17 protein-coding genes are annotated in these 20,546 nt (G+C 64.3%); 4 read left to right on the forward strand and 13 right to left on the reverse strand.

Features of this window, described 5'->3' with window-relative positions; all coding sequences use genetic code 11:
* Window positions 1-40: 40 nt before the first annotated feature.
* A complete protein-coding gene (locus tag IAE60_RS12695) occupies window positions 41-694 on the forward strand; it encodes a cation transporter (protein ID WP_187572528.1) in 654 nt (217 codons plus the stop codon).
* On the opposite strand, the gene IAE60_RS12700 is transcribed toward IAE60_RS12695, so the two are convergent.
* From IAE60_RS12700 to IAE60_RS12755, 12 genes are all read right to left on the reverse strand, one after another.
* A complete protein-coding gene (locus IAE60_RS12700; RefSeq protein WP_187572529.1) occupies window positions 623-1,411 on the reverse strand; it encodes a phosphatase PAP2 family protein in 789 nt (262 codons plus the stop codon). The two genes, IAE60_RS12695 and IAE60_RS12700, sit on opposite strands and share 72 nt — an antisense overlap.
* Before the next feature lie 43 nt (window positions 1,412-1,454).
* Window positions 1,455-1,814 carry a lipid-A-disaccharide synthase N-terminal domain-containing protein gene (locus tag IAE60_RS12705; protein WP_425504427.1) on the reverse strand — a complete coding sequence of 120 codons (360 nt, stop codon included), beginning with the start codon at window positions 1,812-1,814 and terminating at the stop codon, window positions 1,455-1,457.
* A 5-nt stretch (window positions 1,815-1,819) separates the two neighbouring features.
* Window positions 1,820-2,554: a glycosyltransferase family 2 protein gene (locus tag IAE60_RS12710; RefSeq protein WP_187572531.1), complete on the reverse strand. Its 735-nt coding sequence runs from the start codon at window positions 2,552-2,554 to the stop codon at window positions 1,820-1,822.
* A 69-nt stretch (window positions 2,555-2,623) separates the two neighbouring features.
* A complete protein-coding gene (locus tag IAE60_RS12715) occupies window positions 2,624-4,327 on the reverse strand; it encodes an ArnT family glycosyltransferase (protein ID WP_187572532.1) in 1,704 nt (567 codons plus the stop codon).
* Window positions 4,328-4,388: 61 nt separating this feature from the next.
* On the reverse strand, window positions 4,389-5,132 hold the full coding sequence (locus tag IAE60_RS12720; protein ID WP_187572533.1) for a hypothetical protein: 744 nt from the start codon (window positions 5,130-5,132) through the stop codon (window positions 4,389-4,391).
* Between the two features lie 22 nt (window positions 5,133-5,154).
* Window positions 5,155-5,526 (reverse strand): diacylglycerol kinase, encoded by a 372-nt coding sequence (locus tag IAE60_RS12725; protein WP_056881660.1) that lies wholly within the window; start codon window positions 5,524-5,526, stop codon window positions 5,155-5,157.
* 108 nt (window positions 5,527-5,634) lie between these two features.
* Window positions 5,635-7,224, reverse strand: coding sequence for a phosphoethanolamine transferase (locus tag IAE60_RS12730; protein WP_244966727.1), 1,590 nt, complete (start codon window positions 7,222-7,224; stop codon window positions 5,635-5,637).
* A gap of 121 nt (window positions 7,225-7,345) precedes the next feature.
* Window positions 7,346-8,242 carry a cation diffusion facilitator family transporter gene (locus tag IAE60_RS12735; protein WP_187572535.1) on the reverse strand — a complete coding sequence of 299 codons (897 nt, stop codon included), beginning with the start codon at window positions 8,240-8,242 and terminating at the stop codon, window positions 7,346-7,348.
* An 81-nt stretch (window positions 8,243-8,323) separates the two neighbouring features.
* Window positions 8,324-11,512 (reverse strand): efflux RND transporter permease subunit, encoded by a 3,189-nt coding sequence (locus IAE60_RS12740; RefSeq protein WP_187572536.1) that lies wholly within the window; start codon window positions 11,510-11,512, stop codon window positions 8,324-8,326.
* Window positions 11,513-11,522: 10 nt separating this feature from the next.
* A complete protein-coding gene (locus tag IAE60_RS12745) occupies window positions 11,523-12,560 on the reverse strand; it encodes an efflux RND transporter periplasmic adaptor subunit (protein WP_187572537.1) in 1,038 nt (345 codons plus the stop codon).
* A gap of 10 nt (window positions 12,561-12,570) precedes the next feature.
* Window positions 12,571-13,839: a TolC family protein gene (locus IAE60_RS12750; protein WP_187572538.1), complete on the reverse strand. Its 1,269-nt coding sequence runs from the start codon at window positions 13,837-13,839 to the stop codon at window positions 12,571-12,573.
* Window positions 13,840-13,893: 54 nt separating this feature from the next.
* The gene (locus IAE60_RS12755; RefSeq protein WP_187572539.1) at window positions 13,894-14,298 is read right to left on the reverse strand and encodes a hypothetical protein; all 405 of its coding nucleotides are present in this window, start codon (window positions 14,296-14,298) and stop codon (window positions 13,894-13,896) included.
* A 151-nt stretch (window positions 14,299-14,449) separates the two neighbouring features.
* On the opposite strand from IAE60_RS12755, the gene IAE60_RS12760 reads away from it, so the two are divergent.
* Window positions 14,450-14,812 (forward strand): hypothetical protein, encoded by a 363-nt coding sequence (locus IAE60_RS12760; RefSeq protein ID WP_187572540.1) that lies wholly within the window; start codon window positions 14,450-14,452, stop codon window positions 14,810-14,812.
* A 137-nt stretch (window positions 14,813-14,949) separates the two neighbouring features.
* Window positions 14,950-17,442, forward strand: a complete 2,493-nt coding sequence (locus IAE60_RS12765; RefSeq protein WP_187572541.1) for a heavy metal translocating P-type ATPase — start codon at window positions 14,950-14,952, stop codon at window positions 17,440-17,442.
* A gap of 105 nt (window positions 17,443-17,547) precedes the next feature.
* Here IAE60_RS12765 and IAE60_RS12770 read toward each other — a convergent pair whose 3' ends face one another.
* Window positions 17,548-18,174, reverse strand: a complete 627-nt coding sequence (locus IAE60_RS12770) for a DsbA family protein (protein WP_187572542.1) — start codon at window positions 18,172-18,174, stop codon at window positions 17,548-17,550.
* Between the two features lie 238 nt (window positions 18,175-18,412).
* Between IAE60_RS12770 and IAE60_RS12775 the strand changes: the two genes are divergently transcribed.
* Window positions 18,413-20,200, forward strand: a complete 1,788-nt coding sequence (locus tag IAE60_RS12775; RefSeq protein ID WP_187572543.1) for a reverse transcriptase family protein — start codon at window positions 18,413-18,415, stop codon at window positions 20,198-20,200.
* The last annotated feature ends 346 nt before the right edge of the window (window positions 20,201-20,546 follow it).

Consider the following 20,546-nt stretch of genomic DNA (forward strand, 5'->3'; position numbering starts at 1 on the left):
GGTCCCACTGTGCCCATAGGTCCTCGACGGAGAGCGTGCAATGTCTGAATGCTGTGGCTGCGGCAAGGTCGTGGATGTGGCGCGTATGCAAGCCAAGCAGCGCCAGGTGCTGGTCATCGTGCTGATCATCAACCTTGCGACCTTCGCCATGATGGCCTTGGCGGCCTGGCGCTCCCATTCGTCCTCGTTGCTATCTGGCAGTCTGGACAACTTGGGCGATGCGTTGACCTATGTTGTCAGCTTGGCTGTGGTGGGTGCGTCTGCGCAAATGAAGGGTCGCGTCGCATTGCTGAAGGGCTTTCTGATCCTGGGGGCCGCTATAGCGGTGGGTGTGCAGATCGTATGGCGCTTGGCCAATCCCCAGATCCCGCTCTTTGAGAGCATGGGCGTGGCCGCGTTGCTGAATCTGGGCGCTAACGCGGTATGTCTGTGGCTGCTGACCCCGTATCGCTCAGGCGACATCAATATGGCCTCGGCGTGGGAATGCTCGCGCAACGACATCTACGAAGGTTTCGCCGTCATCCTGGCCGCGCTGCTGGTTTGGGTGTTTGGCGCAGGATGGCCCGATCTGCTGATCGCGGCCGCGCTGCTCATTCTGTTCCTGCGTTCGGCAACCCGGGTGTTACGCGCGGCGTGGAAGGAGAGCCGGCCCAATCCGGCCCGCTCTCAACCATTGGGTCCGCAGCACGAATAGTCCTGCGGACACGACCCAGCAAATGAGCACGGTTACGACGTCGTGCGAGAGGAAATGCGCACCCCGTAGCTGTTGTCCAATGCCAAACACCAGACCGATACCCGCGCCCAGCGCCAGCCCCATCCATCGGTACCGGGGGGCGACTTCGGCAAAGAAGAAGTACAACGCAAGCCATGCGTATCCACTGCTTGCATGTCCGGCAGGGAAACAACCCCCTGCCAGCATCCGGGAATCAAACAGCGTGATGTAGGGATGCGTTCCGCCAAGCCCCACGATGCTCCACGGACAGTCCAACCCTGAGTACCGTTTCAGAATGGACACAAGCGCTGTGGAGATGACAAGGGCCAACAACAGCCTGATCGCAGGCCCGCGCCACCGCGTGAGCAGGGGGCGCAAGTAGCTCAGCGCGATCAGGATGAGAACCGACAGTGCTCCCAGCCCGGTCATCAGCCGGCCGGCTTTGTGGATGATCCGCTCCGTCCAGAATCCGTTCTTGTAGATCCACTCATTTCCTCCGGACGAGTAGATCCACGAGGCGATCCTCATATCCCATTCACCGGTTAGAACGAGGGCAAGCGCCGTGAGCACAGCGGTAGGCAACACCAGGCCCAGCCATCCACTAAAGTGAATTGCCGTTGGATGGCCGCGCTCGAGCGTACCGGTTGCATCCACGGCAAGGCGGGCGCAGGCGGTCTGGGCGCAGGTCTCTTCAATCATTGACGCTCTCGCGCGTAGTGGCCTTGGTTGACCCTCGCCGCGTTCAACGGTCGCGCCCCCCCAGATCACCTTCAGGCCGCGCGTTGCTTGAATCTGACCCTCCTCGACCGGTGCGCAGATCCAGATACAAGCTGTACGCGGCCGTGAAAGCCGGCAGCAGGTTCTGCAGGACACCGACCGCGTCCTGTTTGGAGGAGAACAGGAAGTAGCTCAACGCCATCAAGCTACCGCACAAGCTCATGTACCAGAACAGGCGCGGGATCACCGGTCGGCCCGCACGCCTGGACGCTACGAACTGGACCAGCCACCGCACCCCGAACAAGGCCGCGCCGGTCAGACCAATGAGCTTCCACGGCGTGGTGTGCAAGCCCGTCCAGCTCAGCCACAGGATTTCCTGGTCCATGACGTTCATGACTTGGGGCCGGCGCTAAGCTCGCTGGTGGCGGTCACGTGGCTGCGCTGGATCAGCCAGGCCACGCCCATCAGGTCGCGGATGCCCACCAGGGCACGGCCCAGGTTGGTGTACTTGGACTGGCCCGATCCCCGCGGTCGGTGAGTGACCGGCACACTGAGCGTCTTCCAGCCGGCGCGCTGCATCAGTGCCGGCAGGTAGCGGTGCATGTGATCGAAGTACGGCAGGTCCAGGAAGGCAGCGCGGTCGAACAGCTTGATGCCACAGCCGGTATCGGGCGTGTCATCCCGCAGCAGCGATTGCCGGATGCGATTGGCCCAGCGCGAAGCCCAGCGCTTGCTGGCCGTGTCCTTGCGCTCGGTGCGCCAGCCGGCGAACAGCCGTACCTGCGGTGACGCGGCCTGGCGAGCCGCTAGCAGCTTGAGGATATCGGCTGGATCGTTCTGGCCATCGCCATCGAGCGTGGCGATCCAGGGCGAGAACGCGTGCTTGACGCCATTGCGGATGGCGGTGCTTTGCCCACTGCGTTGATGGTGCAGCAACACCCGCAGTTCGGGTACCTCGACTTTGAGCCAGCCGAGCACCTCGCGTGTGTCATCGTCGGAGCGATCATCCACACAGATGATGTCGAAGGCGATCTTGCCGCGCAGGTGGTGAACCACCTCCTGCACGAGCGGCCCGATGTTGCCGCGTTCGTTGAAGACGGGAATGACGACCGACAGACTGGGCATCCGGGGCAGTGACGGGCTTTGCATGGCGAAGGACTCAGCAGTGAGGCGTGCGGGAAAGGAGGGGAGAAGTCAGTCTTCGCTGACATCGGCTGACCACGTGGCCGGGACTTCGCAGTCCGCGATCCAGGCCGTGCCCGGTGCAAGAATCCAGGCGCGTCGATTGGAGGCGCCGATGTCGATGACCTGCGTTGGATCCAGGCAAGGCCCAATGGCTTCCTTGCGCAGGAACAGCCAGCGTCGCGTGGGGTCCTGCAGCAGCCAGGTGTGCGCCTGCTGCCATTGCTCTACCCAGGGCTTCTTGAAACCGAACTCGGTAACCGGTCGGTCGGCCTGGAGCAGGTGCTGTTCGCGCCAGCCGAGCATGGCCAGTTCCGCATCCAGATCGATGGTGGCCTCCACGCGCTGCATCAGCGCTTTGGCAGAACTGTCAGGACTGAGCGCCGGCATGAATCCCACGCCATAGGCGATCCACAGCGAGGCGGTGACTGCCACCAGCGCAAACACCACCCGCCGGCGTGCGGCGACCATCACGACCAGGCTCACGACGGTGAAGGCCAGCAGCCAGCCGCTGACCTGCTTGACGGTGCTCATGTCCATGCCGCGTCCGTCGAGCAGGCCTTGCACCCGCTCGGGCGAGGCGGTCAGCAACCACAAGCCCAAAGCGCCCGTCAGGGTGACCACGACCGACAGGTATGACCACAGCACCGCGCGTACGCCATGCCGGCGTAGCAAGCCGGCCAACAACGGCGATGCGGCGAGCGCCAGGGCAGGCAGCATCGGGAAGATGTAGACCTCGCGCTTGCCCGGGCTGGCACTGAAGAAGACCAGCACCAGCAGCGTCCAACCGAGCAGCAGCGCGTAACGCGGATCCACGCGACGCAAACGCCGCCACCACGCCGGCAGCAACCACGGCGCGAGCAGCACACCCGGCAGCCACAGCGTGAGCATGGTCTGCAGGTAGTACCAGGCGGGTTTTACGTGGTGCCAGGCATTGGCGTAGCGGGTGCCAGTCTGCTTGAACAGCATTTCCCGCGCGTAGGTGTGCAGGGCCGGATCCGATGAGGCCGCCACCGTGGCCAGCATCGGTACCAGCCACACACCCGCGCCCAGCACAAAACCCGCAATGCCGGCCAGCACATGCACCCCTCGGTGCGAGGGCAGGGGGTGGGGCGACTTCCACCGCACCCACAGCCAAGGCAGGAATACCAACAACGGCAGAAAGCCCACGCCCTTGGTGACCGTGCCCAGGCCGGCGGCGAAGGTGCCCACCATCAGCAGCCAGGGGCTGGGCTTTTCCAGCAGGTAGCGCACCAGCGCCCATAGCGAGAGCGTGGTCATGCCCACCAGCACCATGTCGATCTGCGCGCGCTTGGCTTGCAGCACGAACTGCAGGCAGACGAACAGGCCCAACACGGCGTAGTCGGCCGTGCGCTTTCCCCACAGGCGCCGGGCAAGATCGCCGGTCAGCCACAGCGTCAGCAGCGCGGCCAGCAAGGACGGCAGCAGGAATGCCACATCCCAACTGCGCACCAGCACATAACTGGCCGCCTGCAGCCACATGAAGGTGGGCGGCTTCTCGGCGTAGAGCTCAATCCCGCGCTGCGGGAACAGCCATTGGCCGGTCTCCACCATGGTCTTGGCCGCCAGTACGAAGCGTGGCTCGTCTGCGGGCATCGGCTCGCGTAAGCCCAGGCCGGCCAGCAGCGCCGCGATGACCAGCAAGATCAGCAGCCACGTCTGGCCAGAGGAGAGGTCGCTAAGGGAATGACGCATCGGCGTATCGCTCGTGCAAACAGAGGAAAAAAGAGGAACCTTCGGTGCGGGACCGCGCGATCTAGAAGCGGCGTCGACGCTTTCGTCCGCCCTGCGGCGGCCCGGAGGGGCCTTTGCGCGAACGCGGCGACGTCCCGTCCGGTGGGGACGGCCGGTTCTGATGGCGGGGAAAGGGATTGCCGAAGCTCTCGATCACCGGCGATGACAGGGCGCGTGCCTGCTCGATCGAAGCTCTGAACTTGGCGGCCGACACCCAGGCCGCGATCGCTGCCAGGGCCGACGTCACCCCCAGCCACGGCGCGGCGCCCTGCATGCCCGTGCGGGTGGCGACAGCCGACTGCAGGACCGCGGTGATGGCGAACAGGGCGCCGTAGATCACGCTCAGCACAAGGCCCGTGCGCCGCCGACGCCCCTGCGTGGCCTGCAGGGGTCTGGCCATCAGCGCTGCCGCGATGGCCAGCGCATAGAACGGCGCCTCCAAAGCGGCGACCACCGTGCCGGCAGTGCCCACGGACCGATAGGCGATGAGCAAGCCCAGCACCATTACCGGGGCGGCCACCAGCAACTCACGCGGGCGTGGCCGCATCGCAGCCGCGAACTCGGACAGATACCGGCGATCGTCGCGCTTGAACGCCACCAGCAGATCCAGCGCATGCAGGGTGACCACCACCCAGAACAGCGCGCCGGTCAGCACCACCGTGCTGCTGAGGATGACGGTCAGGCCATCGGGGTGGGGAATCGACATCGCCGATTTGAGGCCCCAGCCCACCGCAAAGATCAGTGCTGCTAAAAGGATGTACGCCATATCAACCTCCAGCCCGATGACATCAGCTGGCCAAGATGGCCAGCCATGTCAGGGCGGTAACCGCCAACGTCATGAAAACCGCAGCCGAGCCCATGTCTTTGGCACGACCGGCCAGTTCGTGATGCTCGGGGCCGTAGCGCTCGATGACCGCCTCGATCGCCGAGTTGAGTAGTTCGACCGGCAGCACCAGCAAGACCGTGGTGGCCAGCAGGGCGCGCTCTACACCGGTCTCGCCCAGCAGCAGGCCCAAAGGGGCAAGCACCAGGGCGAGCACAACCTCGAGCCGAAAGGACGACTCATGCAGCCAGGCCGCACGCAGTCCTTGAGCAGACCAACGTGCCGCCATCATCAAACGCTTGGGACCACGCGGCAGGTGGCCATAACCGTCAGCCATGGGAAATTCCTTCAGAAGAAGTGGGTGCCTGCTCCAAGCGCGAGGCGCGAAGCGGCCGAAGGCCCGGCAACAGATGCCGGGCAAGAGGTGAGGGGCCATACGGGAGCCTCATGGCGAGGCTCCTGCCGTGGTCTGGCATCCCGAGAACACATCCAGCTTCGGGTCGTAAGCCGTGGTGCTGACCTGCATCAGACCGAGCACCGAATGGAACAAGTTGTCGTGACTGATCGGCTGGCTTGCCCGACTGCGCACACACGCGGTGTTGACGCCCTTGCCGCTGGCCATGCCCGGTGAGAGCCAGGCCACCATCGGCACCTTGATCTGGGTGTCCGGCGCAATGGAGTAGGGCAAGCCGTGCAGATAGACGTTGCCCTCGCCCAGCGACTCGCCGTGATCGGAGACATAGATCATCGCCGTGTCGTGCGTGGTGTCCTGCGAGAGCATCTGGATCGTCTTGGACAGGAAGTCATCCGTTTCCAGGATGGCGTTGTCGTAGGCGTTGACGATCTCCTGCCGCGTGCAGCTGCCAAGATCCGCGGAACGACAGTCAGGCCGGAACTGGCGCAGCGCTTCCGGATAGCGCTTGAAGTACGCCGGCCCGTGATTACCCAGTTGATGCAGGACCACCACCGTGTCGCCGGGGTTGTCATCGATCACATCGTGCAAGCCCTGCAGCATCACCGCATCACGGCAGGCTTGGTCATCGCACAGCGAGCTGTCCGGCGGCTTGCGGTAGGACTCGAAGGACAAGCCATCGCAGACGCCCTTGCAGCCGGTCTGGTTGTCCCGCCACAACGTCTTGACGCCGGCCCGCTCCAGCACGTGCAGCAGCGACTCGGAGCCCACGATGTTCTCGCGGTCGTAGTTGCGCCGGCCCGCAAGGGAGAACATGCAGGGCACGGAGACTTCCGTGTTGGACCCGCACGCGGTGACGTCGCTGAAGTTGATGACATTCAACTTCGACAGCTGTGGCGTGGTCTGCCGTTCGTAGCCGTTGAGTCCCCAGTTCTGGGCGCGCACGGTTTCACCGACTACAACCACCAGCAGGTGGGGTTTGGTCGATGGCGCATGCACCTGTTGCTTGGCATCGGCAGCCACCACTTTCCGTGGGCCCTTCGGACTCTTGGCTTCCTCGCTGAGTACGCGGGAGATGGAGACGATGTAATTGCCCGGCGCGATCAGATAGCGAAGCGCCTTGTCATTGCGCATCAGCGATGACAGGTCCTGGAAGGTCGCCATCACCCCGACGCAGGCAATCAGCAACATCGCGCCCAGGAAGAACGTGCGCCGCAACAACGCTCGCTTGATCGACACCCGAGGAAAGTGCACCAGCCACAGCGCGGCGGCAGGCAGCACGCCCATCAACAGGACGGTCCCCAGCATGTCCCACGTCAGTAGCTCGCGCGCCTCCTGCGTATCGGTCCTGATCACGTTCCGGACCATGCTCGGATCCAGATAGACCGCGTACGTGCTGGCGAAGTAAGCCGCCGAGGCGGTGGCCACCAGCAGGACCGCCAGAACAGGTCGGGCAATCCAGCGGTTGAGCACCACGCCGAACAGCAACGCATGCAAGCCGACCAGGGCGGCGGTCACCCCGATGTAGAAACGCAGCTCTCGCGCGCCGCTCAGGACGCCTGACTCTTTGACACTGGCCCAGAAGGCGCCGTTCGCGCTGACCGCAAAGAAGATGGCAACCATCAGGATGACCAGCTCCAGGCTCAGCGCCACCCGCCAACGCGGACGGTGTGCGCTTGTTGAACCTCGGAGCGATGCGTCTTGGAATCGGGCGAACACCTTGCGGAAACTCGCTCGATTCCGGTCAGGCATGGCCCACCTCGCTTTTGCACGAGGTGCGTTCCACCTGCAAGGTCACGTCGTGGATATCGAACTGCTGCTCGATCACCCGGGTGAGCTCGACCTGGATCGTCTCCGGATCGGGCACATCGGCGGCCAGCACGATGTGGGCCGTCAGCACGACCTGGCGCGTGCCCAACGACCACACATGAAGGTCGTGGACCTCTTGCACGGCCGGCATCTCGATCAGCCGCTTACGGATGGCCGCCACATCCATGCCTTCCGGAACGCCTTGCATCAGGACATGCCCGGCCTGCCGGAGCAGGGTCCAGGTACGGGGCAGCACCCACAGGCCGATCAACACCGCAATGATCGGATCGACCAGTGTCCAACCCGTGACCTTGATGACGATCGCGCCAATGATCACGCCCACCGACCCGAGCATGTCGCTCCACACCTCCAGGTAGGCACCCTTCACATTCAGGCTGGTGCCACTGCCGGCGCGTAGCAGGCGCATGGAGATCAGGTTGACGATCAAACCCAGGATGGCGATGACCAACATGCCCGTGGAGGCCACTTCCGGCGGCTCACGAAAACGTCCCACCGCCTCCCACAGGATGTAACCGGCGACCACGAACAACAGGCCGCCGTTGATGATCGCGCCGATGGCTTCCATACGGGCATAGCCATAGGTACGGCGAGCATCGGCCGGACGTCGACTCATACGCACCGCGATCAAGGACACGGTGAGGGCGATGACATCGGTCATCATGTGCGCCGCATCGGACAGCAGCGCCAAGCTATTTGTTACCAGACCGCCGATGATCTCGGCGATGAGGAACGTGGAAGTCAGGCCGAGCGCCCACCATAGGGGCTTCTCGTACCGGATCTCGGACGTTCCATGATCATGCCCTGTGCTCATGCGTGTTCTCCTGGGAACAGATGCAAAAGAGCGGCGAGGAACGGGGTAGGGCGGCGGTGCGTACACCGCCGCCGTGCCCTGTCACGATTTCATGTGCGCCGGGGTGCGATTGAAGCGGGTGTGCACCCACCGGTAGAACACCGGCAGTACCACCAGCGTCAGCAATGTGGAGGAGATGATTCCGCCGATGACCACGGTGGCCAGCGGACGCTGCACCTCCGAGCCGGCACCCACGTTCAGCGCCATCGGCACGAAGCCCAGCGAGGCCACCAGCGCGGTCATCAGCACCGGTCGCAAGCGGGTCAGCGCGCCTTCGCGAATGGCTTCGGCCATCGGCTGACCGCTCTCACGCAGGCTGCGGATGAAGCTGATCATCACCAGGCCGTTGAGCACCGCCACACCCGAGAGCGCGATAAAGCCCACGCCGGCCGAGATCGACAGCGGAATCCCGCGCAGCGCCAACGCCAGCACGCCACCGGTCAAGGCCAGCGGGACACCGCTGAAGACGATGAGCGCGTCCTTGGCCGAACCAAAGGCCATGAATAGCAGGGCAAAGATCAGCACCAGGGTCACCGGCACCACGATGGACAGACGCTTACTGGCCGAGATCAGCTGCTCGAAGCTGCCGCCGTATTCGATCCAGTAGCCGGTAGGCACGGTGACCTGCTTGTCGATGGTGGACTGCAGTTCGGAGACGAAGCTGCCCAGATCGCGGTCACGGACATTGGCGGTCACGATGATGCGCCGCTTGCCGTTCTCACGATTGATCTGGTTGGCTCCCTCGGAGATCTCCACGCGCGCCACCGAACTCAGCGGTACGACCTGTGCCTGCGCGGCGTTGGCCTGCGTACCCACCGACTCATCAGCCTGGTTGGCCGCAATGGCCGCCGTCAGCGAGATGGGCAAGGCGGAGAGCGCCGTGGGATCCAGTCGCTGCTGTTCTGGCAAACGGACCACGATGTCGAAGCGTCGATCGCCCTCGAACAGCTGGCCGGCGACTTCACCCCCGATGGCGGTGGCCACGTTGCGCTGCACGTCAGCCGGATTCAGGCCATAGCGCGCCAAGGCATCCCGATCGGGCAGCACCGAGAGCATGGGCAGGCCAGCGGCCTGTTCCAGACGCACGTCGGCCGCACCCGGTACGGTCCGTGCCGCCGCCTCCAGCTTCTGGCCCACTTCCAACAACGTGTCCAGGTCATCGCCGTACAGATTGATCGCCACGTCCGCACGCACGCCCGAGATCAGCTCGTTGGTGCGCATCTGGATCGGCTGGGTGAACTCGTAGTTGTTGCCGGGGATCTTCTTCATCTCCGCCTCAACTTCGGCCACCAGATCCGCCTTGAGCTTGCGCGGGTTGGGCCACTGATCACGCGGCTTGACCATCACGAAGGTGTCCGCCACCGAGGGCGGCATCGGGTCGGAGGCGACCTCAGCCGTACCGATCTTCGACCACACGCGCTCCACTTCCGGGAACTGCAGCAGGCGTTCTTCCACGATGCGTTGCATGCCCAAGGACTGGGTCATGCTGGTACCGGGAATACGCATGGCCTGAAGCGCGAAGTCGCCTTCATCCAGGCTGGGAACAAACTCGCTACCCATGCGAGAGGCGAGCAGGCCACTGCCAACCAGCAGGGCGATCGCGCCGACGGCCACCAGCTTGCCGCTACGCAGGCTCAGATCCAGCAAAGGCTCATAGCGCCCGCGGAACCAGCGCATCAGCCAGTTTTCCTTCTCTTCGACCTTGCCACCGAGCAACATCGCCACGGCAGCCGGTACGAAGGTCAGGGACAGGATCATCGCGCCCGTCAGCGCCAGCACCACGGTGATGGCCATCGGGTGGAACATCTTTCCTTCCACACCGGTCAGGGCAAAGATCGGCAGGTAGACGGCGGTGATGATGCCCAGACCGAACAAGCTCGGACGGATCACTTCAGCCGAGGCGCTGGAGGCCACTTCAAAGCGCTCTTCCAGCGTCATCTCACGCCCGAGTTCATGCTGACGTTCGCCAAAGCGACGTAGGCAGTTCTCGATGATGATGACGGCACCGTCCACGATGAGACCGAAGTCCAGGGCGCCCAGGCTCATCAGGTTGGCCGACACGCCGCCACGCGCCATACCGGTCAGGGTGAACAGCATCGACAGCGGAATCACCGCGGCCGTAATCAACGCCGCACGGAAGTTACCCAGCAGCAGGAACAGGATGACGATGACCAGTAGCGCGCCTTCGATCAGGTTCTTGGCGACCGTGGTAATCGTGCGATCCACCAGCGAGGTGCGGTCGTACACCGGCGTGGCGGTCACGCCCTTGGGCAGACTCTTGGCCGCTTCCTGAAGCTTGGCGGCCGCGGCTTGGGAGACGTCACGGCTGTTGGAACCCACCAGCATGACCACCGAACCGAGCACGACTTCGTGGCCATTCTGGGTCGCCGCACCCGTACGCAGTTCTTCACCGTCGGCCACATTGGCCAGATCACGAACCCGAATCGGCACGCCATCACGACGGGTGACGACGATCTTCTGGATGGCGGGGATGTCCGAGACCTGGGCCGGTACACGCACCAGGAACTGCTGGCCGTTACGTTCGATGTAGCCGGCGCCCACGTTCTGGTTGTTGGCCTGCAGGGCCGTCACTACATCTTCAAAGGTCAGGTCCAGCGAGCGCAGCTTGGCCGGATCGGGCGTGACGTGAACCTCACGCTTGAAGCCGCCCATGGTGTTGACTTCGGTCACACCGGGAACGTTGCGCAGCTGCGGACGAATCACCCAGTCTTGCAGCGTGCGCAGATCGGTGGCGGTGTAGGGCGTGCCATCGGGTTTGCGGGCTTTGGGATCAGCATCGATGGTGTAGGAGAAGATCTCGCCCATACCGGTGGCAATCGGACCCAGGGTGGGTTCGATACCTTCGGGCATTTGCGCCTTCACCTGCGCCACGCGCTCGGAGACTTGCTGACGAGCAAAGTAGATGTCCGTCCCGTCCTTGAACACGACGGTGACCTGGGACAGGCCATAGCGGGAGATCGAGCGGAAGTACTCCATCTTCGGCAGACCGGCCATGGCCGTCTCGATGGGGAAGGTGACGCGTTGCTCCGCTTCCAGCGGCGAGTAACCGGCCGCTTCGGTGTTGATCTGAACCTGGACGTTGGTGATGTCGGGGGTGACATCGATAGGGATCTGACGGGCACTCCAGATGCCGATGGCGATCAAGGCCACCGTCAACGTCATGACCAGCCAGCGATGATTAATCGCGACTTTTATGATTTTTTCGAGCATGACGGTCTCCTTAGTGCGCGTGTGTCGCGCCGGACTTTTCGATGTCCGCCTTGACCAGGTAGCTCTGGGTCACCACGATGTCCTCGCCGGCCTTCACGCCTTCCAGCACGGCCACTTGCGTGGAGTCACGATCACCCAGCTTCACCGGCCGCGCCGTGTAGGTATCGCCGTCACGCACAAACACCACGTCCTTGCCGTCCATGCTCTGGATGGCCGACTGCGGAATCACAACGCCCGCATCGCTGGTGGACATCGTGATTTGCGCTTTGACTGCAGTGCCTGGACGCCAGAAGCCATCCTCGTTGGGCAGTGCGGCACGGGCGACCAGGCTCTGGCTCGCCGTTGACGTGCTAGGCAGCACGCGTTCGATGGTCGTCGTAGCGCTGACGTTGTCGTACAGGCGACTGACCGTGACGGCCACGCCCGGACGCAGGTACTGCGCATCGGCCCCGAACACGTGCAGGTCGACCCACACCTTGGACAGGTTGCCGATCTCAAACAGCGGCTGGCCTTCGGCGGCTACGCCACCGACACTGCCTTGTCGACTGAGGACAACGCCGCTGATCGGTGCGGTGATGGTGTAGGTGGTGAGGCTGAGATTGCTGTGCACCACGGCCAGCGCCTGGCCTTGACGCACGGTATCGCCCACGTTGGCGCGCAGGGCACGCACCACGCCCGGGTAGCGCGCAGTGACCTGGGCCACGCCGCCTTCCATCGGCGTCAGCACGCCTTGGACTTCCAGTTCGTTCTTGATGGCACCCTCACTGACCTTGGCCACTTTCACGCCACTCTTGTCAGCTTCTTCCTGCGGGATCGTGGTCTTCTCGGCACCTTCTTCTTCATGACCGCCGGCTTCCTCACCGTGGCCAGCTTCCCCTTCCTCGTGCCCGGCTTCGCCTTCGGCGCCGTGATCGTCGCCCTTAGCGCTGGCCTCTTTGGCAGGCGCCGTTTTCTCTTCCGTGGCGTCCTTGGAACCACCGCAAGCGGCCAGCATCAGGACAGCGCCCAGCAGCAACGTCGGAGCTGCAATCTTTGCAACGTTCTTCATGTGGAAATCCTTATGGGGTGGTGGTGCCGCTGGCGACGATCGGCTGCCCGGTCAGGCGCTGGATCTCGATCAGGGCAGCTTGTGCATCGACGGCCACTTGCAGCTGGCGCACGCTGGCTTCCACGCGTTGCGCCTGCAGCTGCGACCACTCCAGATAGCTGATCGCACCGGCTTTCCACGCGTACTCGGCGGCCTTCTCAGCCTTCTCCAAGCGCGGGATCACGTCGGTACGCAGGCGACCGACTTCCAACCGTGCCGTGGAGTAATTGCCGTAGGCGTTGGTGAGCGCGGAGTACAGATCGATGCGCAGGGACTCGCGTTCGATCGGCGTCATGGCCAGTTCGGCTTCAGCCGCCCGGATGCCCGGTGCGGCACGGCGTGCCGACCCCAGCGGAATGCTGATGCCGGCCATGAACCCCACATCGCTGGTGGCACGGTTGTAGCGTCCACCGGCCTGCCACTGCAGATCAGGCGTTGCTTGCGTGCGGGCCAGGCGTAGCTGAGCCTCACGCACACGCTCCACACCCGCCAACTCAGCGAGTTCGGGCGTGTTCTGCAGGTAGTCACTCAGTGCATCGAAGCTCTGCAGTTCCGGCAGCACCAAGGGATTGCCCGCGGCCACGGTGAAGCTGGGCGTGCGCTCATTCCACAGGGCCGCCAGGTTCTGGCGCGTGGCCGCTTCATCGGCAATGGCACGATCCCGATCCAGCTCGGCCGTGGCCAAGGCAGCCTGTGCGGTGAGCACGACAGACTCGGGCGAGGCACCGGCGGTCAGGCGGGTACGTGCCGCATCGACAGCGCGCCTGCGTTGGACGATGTCCAACTCGGCGATGCTCTTGCGCTTGGTCGCCGCGGTAACCGCTAGATAGCGCTGCGCCGTCTCGGCCAGCAGGTCCAGCCGTGCCATTTCGCGCTGCGGCGCCAACGTATCAATGTTGGCCAACGCCAGGGCTTGCCGGGCATTGAGCTTGCCGCCGCGCTCGATCACCCCGGCCAGGGTGACGGTGAGCTCGGCCTCGCTGAAACCGCGATAGTTGCCGGTGCCGAGCGTGTTTTCGATGGTTGCGCCGAGTGTCATCGGGGGCTTGAGGGCCGCCGATGCCAAGTTGGCATCCAGGACCTGACGACGTCCGTCGAAGATGCGCAGGTCAGGGTGTGTCGTGGCAACGCGCGCGATGGCGTCGTCCAACGAAAGGGTAGAAGAAGGCGCCGTCCCCGTCTGCGCGTACGCAACGGGCACGACCAAAAAGGCAGCGCATGCTGCCAGTCGCAACCACATGAGGTATCTCCGATTAGGCGAAAAAACGATGCACCGGCAAGCCGGCGTGCAGCGTTAGGCCGTAATCGGAGGACGGGTCAGGGACAGCGGCTGCAGGGAATCCAGCGGCTGGATCTCGTGCACAGGCGCGATCGCCTGAGGAGCGAGCGGTTCGACCACAAGGGCGGGCGAGGGAATAGCCACCGGGTGGCCGCAGGCATGGGCGCCATGGACCAGCGCGTGCAGCAGATCGCCGGCCGAACCCTCGTCCTGATCGCCGGCATCCTGATCAACCACCGCGCTGGTGGCGTCATCGCTGACATCGCAGTGCTCGGGATCGGCATGATCGGCCACGGCCTGGGCCGACTCGTGGATATCGCCCACGGCCGCCAGCACCGGATTGGCCACCACCGCGAACAACAGCAGTGCCAGCGCCGGCAGGCGCAGGAATCGGCTGAGTTGGCGTAGGGCACGCGTCATGGTGCGCGCATGGTAGTCAGTCCCTTGCGCGTTAGACAATCACGCAATTCAGGAAACTGTCATCGCGCTGCAGCGTTAGGGTGTAACAGCGCTTGGCGTGCGCGACCGGGTTGGGTATCGTCGGGCCATTCGTGCAGCCCGGGACCCCCGCGTGCGCCTTCTGACCGCCCATCCCCGATCCTGGCTCGCCTTGGGCGCGCTGTGGCTGATCGTGGCGGCGGTGCTGGCCCATCCGGTCCTGACCCAGCTCGGGCAGCTGCATGGTCTGGAGCACAGCGCGCCGCACCTGCGCGCAGCCGCGCATGCGCACGATGCCAAGGGCGAGGTGCCCGATGAGCACGCCAAGGGAGCGCACAGCCTGTTCCATCACTCGGACGTGTGCGCACACGCGGTGATCCTGCCGGACTTCCCGGCCCCTGGGCCGCTCATCCCCGGCCAGGCCTATACGCCCATCGCCGCGGTCCTGGCGCTGGCCCAGCGCTCTACGCACCCCTTACGCCCACCCATCGCGTGATCGCGCCAGCGCACGCCGCCTTGGCGTAGCCGCTGCTTCGGGATCGCGTGCGCCGGTCGCAACGACCGTGCTGTCGCGTGGCACTCACTTGCGCTGTGGACACTCAGGTTCATCTGCGCAGCACTTACGAGATCGATATGGATACCTCCCCTGGCAAGTTGCGCCTGGACATTCCCGTTGTGCTTCCCCACGTGCGGGATGCCGCCGATGCGTGCATCGAGCGCCTGCAGAGCGAACTGCTCGCACGCCCCGGTGTGGATCGCGTCCACATTCGACCTGCCGAAGGGGAGGGGCTGGGCCAGCTGTGCGTGCACTTCGATCCGCAGGTGATGTCGCTGGCCCGCATTCGCGAGCTGGCCCAGGCCGCGGGCGCACGTGTCACCGAAAGCTTCGGCCACCTCACCTGGACGGTCACCGGCATCGGACATGAGCGACGCGCCCGCACGGTGGCCGAACAGATGAGCTCGGTGTTCGGCGTGCTGGAGGCCCGCGCCAGCTCGGCCGGCACGGTGTACCTGGAGTTCGAGCGCGAGAAGATCGACGAGGGCGGGTTGGAGGCCTCTCTCAAGCGCATGGGCGTTACACGCGTGGTGACGGGCAAGCCGTCCCAGCACGAGGATCATGCCGGTCATGCTCATGACGGCAAACAAGGGGAGCACGGAGAGGAGAAGCACGACCACGACCACACCGGCGGCCTGCTCGGCCCCAACACCGAGCTGATCTTCGCCCTGACCTGTGGTGTGTTGCTGCTGGTGGGCTTTCTGATCGAGAGGTTCGCCGCTTCATTGCCGGGGTGGTTGCCCACCGCCTGCTATATCGGTGCGTATGTCTTTGGCGGCGCCTACACGCTGCGCGAGGCCTACGACAACCTCAAGCTCAAGCGCTTTGAAATCGACACCTTGATGCTGGTCGCCGCCGCCGGCGCCGCCGCGCTGGGCTCCTGGGCCGAAGGTGCGTTGCTGCTGTTCCTTTTCAGCTTGGGTCACGCGCTGGAGCACTACGCGATGGGACGCGCCAAGCGCGCCATCGAAGCGCTGGCCGAACTCGCGCCGGATACGGCGATCGTCATCCGCGGCGAGTCCACCACCGAGATTCCGGTCGGCGACCTGCAGCTCGGTGATCGGGTACTGGTGCGTCCCAACGAGCGCCTGCCGGCCGATGGATTCCTGCTGAAGGGCAACTCCAGCATCAACCAGGCACCGGTGACCGGCGAGTCCATTCCGGTGGACAAGCGGCCGGTGGAAGATGCCGCGCTGGCACGAAGCCGGCCCGACAGCGTCGATGCGGCCAGTCGGGTCTTCAGAGGCACCATCAATGGGGCCGGTGCGATCGAAGTGGAAGTGACCAAGCGCGCCGAGGACTCCGCGTTGGCGCGGGTGGTGAAGATGGTGAGCGAGGCCGAGACACGCAAGTCGGCCACCCAGCGCTTCACCGATCGCTTCGAGCGGATATTCGTGCCTGCGGTACTGGCGCTGGCGTTCCTGCTGCTGTTTGCCTGGGTGGTGGTGGATGAGCCGTTCCGCGACAGCTTCTATCGCGCCATGGCCGTGCTGGTGGCCGCCAGTCCGTGCGCGTTGGCCATCGCCACCCCGAGCGCGGTCCTGTCCGGTATCGCCCGCGCGGCGCGTGGGGGCGTGCTGATCAAGGGCGGTGCGCCGCTGGAGGATCTGGGTTCGTTGAAGGCGATGGCCTTCGACAAGACCGGCACCCTGACCGAAGGGTGCCCGCGCATCACCGATGTGGTGCCGGTGGACGGGGCGTCGGAGACCGAGCTGCTGCAGGTGGCGGTCGCGGTGGAGTCGCTGAGTGATCATCCGCTGGCGGCCGCGATCGCGCGTGATGGTCGCAGCCGATTGGATGCGGGCAAGTTGCCAACGGCCTCGGACTTGGAAAACCTGATCGGCCGCGGCGTCAAAGCCCGTCTGGGCGATCAGCCGGTATGGATCGGCAAGGCCGAGATGTTCGGCGCAGACGGGGTTCCCGCCCTGGGCGCCGCCGCGGCAGCGGCCATCGCCGCGTTACGCGAGCAGGGCAGGACGACCATGGTCGTGCGGTTGGGCGATCGGGAGCTCGGCGCGATCGGCTTGATGGACACGCCACGCGAGGCGGCCAAGCAGGCGCTGGTGCGCCTGAAGGCAATGGGCATCAAGCGCATGATCATGATCTCCGGCGATCACCAGAAGGTGGCCCAGGCCGTGGCCAAGGAGGTCGGCCTGGACGAGGCGTGGGGCGACCTGATGCCCGAAGACAAGGTCGAGGCGATCCGCAAGCTGCGCGATCAGGACAAGGTCGCCATGGTTGGCGACGGCGTCAACGATGCGCCTGCGATGGCCAACGCCACTGTCGGCATTGCCATGGGCGCGGCCGGCTCGGACGTGGCCCTGGAAACGGCCGATGTGGCGTTGATGGCCGATGACCTGAAGCACCTGCCATTCGCCGTGGGCCTGAGTCGTCACACGCGCGGCATCATCCGCCAAAACGTCTTCGTCAGCCTCGGCATCGTCGCCTTCCTGGTGCCGGCCACGATTTTCGGGCTCGGCATCGGTCCGGCGGTGGCCGTGCACGAAGGCTCCACATTGTTGGTGGTCTTCAACGCACTGCGTCTGTTGGCCTATAAGGACAGGTCCTAGCGCCACAGCCTCAAGCTGATGACCTCACGGTCGCGGCAGTGCCATGTCGAGATCCTTCTCCACGTCGTCACGGCCTGCCGAATACGTCGGCAGGCCGCGCCAAGGTCAGGGCTTCTTTCGGGTGCGCTGGAGTTCGGCTGCCACGAGCGCGCTCAGTTGCTGAGGACCCAGTTCGGAAAGCAGCTTGCCGTTGACGAAGAATGTCGGCGTGCCGCGAATGTCGGCCGCTTCCACGGCGGCCACTTCGCGCTTGATCAGGGTCTCGACGACCCCGGTCGCCAGATAGCGCTCTGCGCGTGCACGGTCCAGGCCCGCGACGACGGCGAACTCCCACACCTTCTTCGGGTCCGACGCGCCATGGCTGGCCCAGACAGGCTGGTTTCGCATCAAGGTCTCCAGCACCGGCTCAAACTTCTTCTGTTCCCGGGCCGCTTCCAGCACACCAATCGCTTCCTTGGAGACCTGTCCATGGAAGGGCACATAGCGGATCACCAGACGCACGTCCTTAGGATGGGCGGCCAGCAGTTGCTTCACGTGGGGATACATCGCACGGCAGGACTCGCAGGCCGGGTCCAAGAACTCCACGATCGTGACCGGCGCACTCACCGGTCCCAGAGCCGGTGCGCCGGCAGGTGCCAAGGCGGCGGCGCGGGTAGGGGTTTGAGCCATCACCGGGCTCACCGCAACGAGCAGGCTGAATCCAAGCGCGATCAGGAGGGATTTGAAGGACATCAGCTGGCATCTCCGGGTCAAGGAAGTCGCATTGTCGCAGATGCATCAACGCCGCCGCGCAGGCCCTGAGTGCCGTTGCGATCCTCTTCCGGCACAGCCGAATGCATGCAGCTAGCGGGAGCCCCGTCGGCTGATATTATCGACTCAGGGGTGGGCGTCCCTGCCTGTGGTTCAGGGCGCGAGTCGCGTCCGCCATCGCGGTATCACTTGCTTCTCCAGCACGGCGCCCACCCCTGCTATGAGCCTTGATGACTACATCCCGCAGTTGGCTCGACCGGCCAACGTTGAGCAACTGGCCAAAGCGCTGGGCGTTGCGACGCAGATCTTCACGTTCATCGCAGACAACAGCGAGCCTGAGCGCATCTATCGCCGGCATCTGATCCCCAAGCGGGCCGTCCGTGCATTGCCCTCGGTGCCTGTTGAGGACGCTCGGGGGATCGTCACGCTCTCGCTCGATAGCTTTGATCTGAGCAAGTACCGCGTCGTGTGGGAAGCGCACAGCCCGGTCATCAAGCATGCCCACAAGTCTGCCGCCCGGGTTCTGGAGCGTTACCTCTCCCGGCCCGGCGCCCTGTTTCCCCATGAGGCCGCCTTTGGCTACGTCAAAGGCCGCTCCACACGACACAACGCAAGACGCCACGTGGGTGCCAAGCGGCTACTTAGCGCAGATATTCAGGACTTCTTTCCCTCCATCACGTTGGCGCGCGTCGAGCTCGCCCTGGAAGCGGCAGGCTTGCAGCCGGCAGTGACCAACGCCTTGGGGCGCTTCCTGACCATCGAAGGCTCGCTTCCTTTGGGACTTAACGCCAGCCCGATGATCGCCAACCTGGTGGCAACGCCCCTGGACCACGATTTGAGTGCGTTGGCCAAGGAGTGGGGGCTCACCTACACACGCTATGCCGATGACATTACGTTGTCCGGCGATGGCGAGCTGCCCACACGAGAGATCATCGAAACGGTACTCAAGCGTCACTTCTTCCGACTGAACAAGAGCAAGTTCCGCACCTCAAAGCTCGGCCAGAAGCACTACGTCACCGGCCTGAGCGTGGCCGACAAGGCCGCGCCCCACGCCCCGCGCGCGATGAAGCACAAGCTCAGGCAGGAGCTCTACTACATCGAGAAGTTCGGCTTCCTGGAGCATCTATCGCGGGGCGGCGAGGGGGGCACCGAGCAGCACAACGTCAATCGTCTGGATGGCACGGTCAACTATGTATCCAGCATCGAACCGCGTCTGGCGCATCGACTGCGCGCTGCCTGGAAAAAGGTATGCGACGAGAATGACATCGCCAAATCATTCGAGCCCAGGCCCGTCATCCAGCTGCGACCTGCTTCGTGGTTCGTTGATGAGGCCGAGATCGTCCATCCGGATGGCACACGGCTTCTCGCGCTCTGCCTTGCCGACGTTCTGGAGCCTGGCCGGTTGGATACAGAACTACGGACGCTGTTCGCCGAAGAGGCCGGAGATGCGTTCGGGACAGCCGATCCGCTGTCCATCATCCAGAAGGGGTTGCATTGGAGCGATGCGACGTGGTCCCAGCGTGAGGCCGTGGTCAAGCTTATCGCCGCCTCGCCTGTCAGGGTCATGGTCGCTATGGCGCCGCTGACTAGCCCAAGCGAGTACACCACGACCTACACCGACCTGCTTTGCGAGATTCTCGAGACAGCCCTGAAGATTGCTGATGATGCAGAGATCGCGATACACGTTGAGGAGAACCGTTCAAAGGTCTCGAAGGCAGACGTGCAGGGGGCGGTGACCCGCGCCTACACGGAGCTGGAAACCAAGAACCAGCGTCGACCGTTGCAGGCGCCGGAGGTCAACATCGTGTCCAAGGGAGCGACACCCTGCTGCTGTGTACCCGACACCGTACTGGGCGCACTGCATCGCTATGCTGTCTCTCGCAAAGACGGAAAAGAGGGCTCACTGGCGGTCACCCTGTTCGAAAGACTGCGTAACCATTACTCCGTCATCTTCGACCACCACGCCAACAAGATCTATCACCATCGATCACCCTTCAAGCGCTGGTGAGAGCAACGCGTCCGGCATACTCATACAGATTCCCGCCATCCTTCTCGATAGGGGGCCAATGGATCCTTCACCAGAAAGCGGGGCACCCTCATCGACGGCGGCTGCCGCCATATCCTCTGATCGGCATGGCTTCCCGACCGGCCGCATCCTGGCCGCCGGCCTGATCCTTGGACCGATGTACGGGGTCCTCGCAGTTTCCCTGTCGGCCACGGCATCTGCTGTCGTCATTTCGATGGCGCTCGTGGCCGGCATCTTCCTTCCTGTGATGTGGATCCTTGCCAGAGATCTGAAGCAACATGGCCTCAGTGGTCTATCTATACGGAAGCTACTACTGGTTGCATGCTGC

This window comes from Pseudoxanthomonas mexicana, from assembly GCF_014397415.1.
GTDB lineage: Bacteria > Pseudomonadota > Gammaproteobacteria > Xanthomonadales > Xanthomonadaceae > Pseudoxanthomonas_A > Pseudoxanthomonas_A mexicana.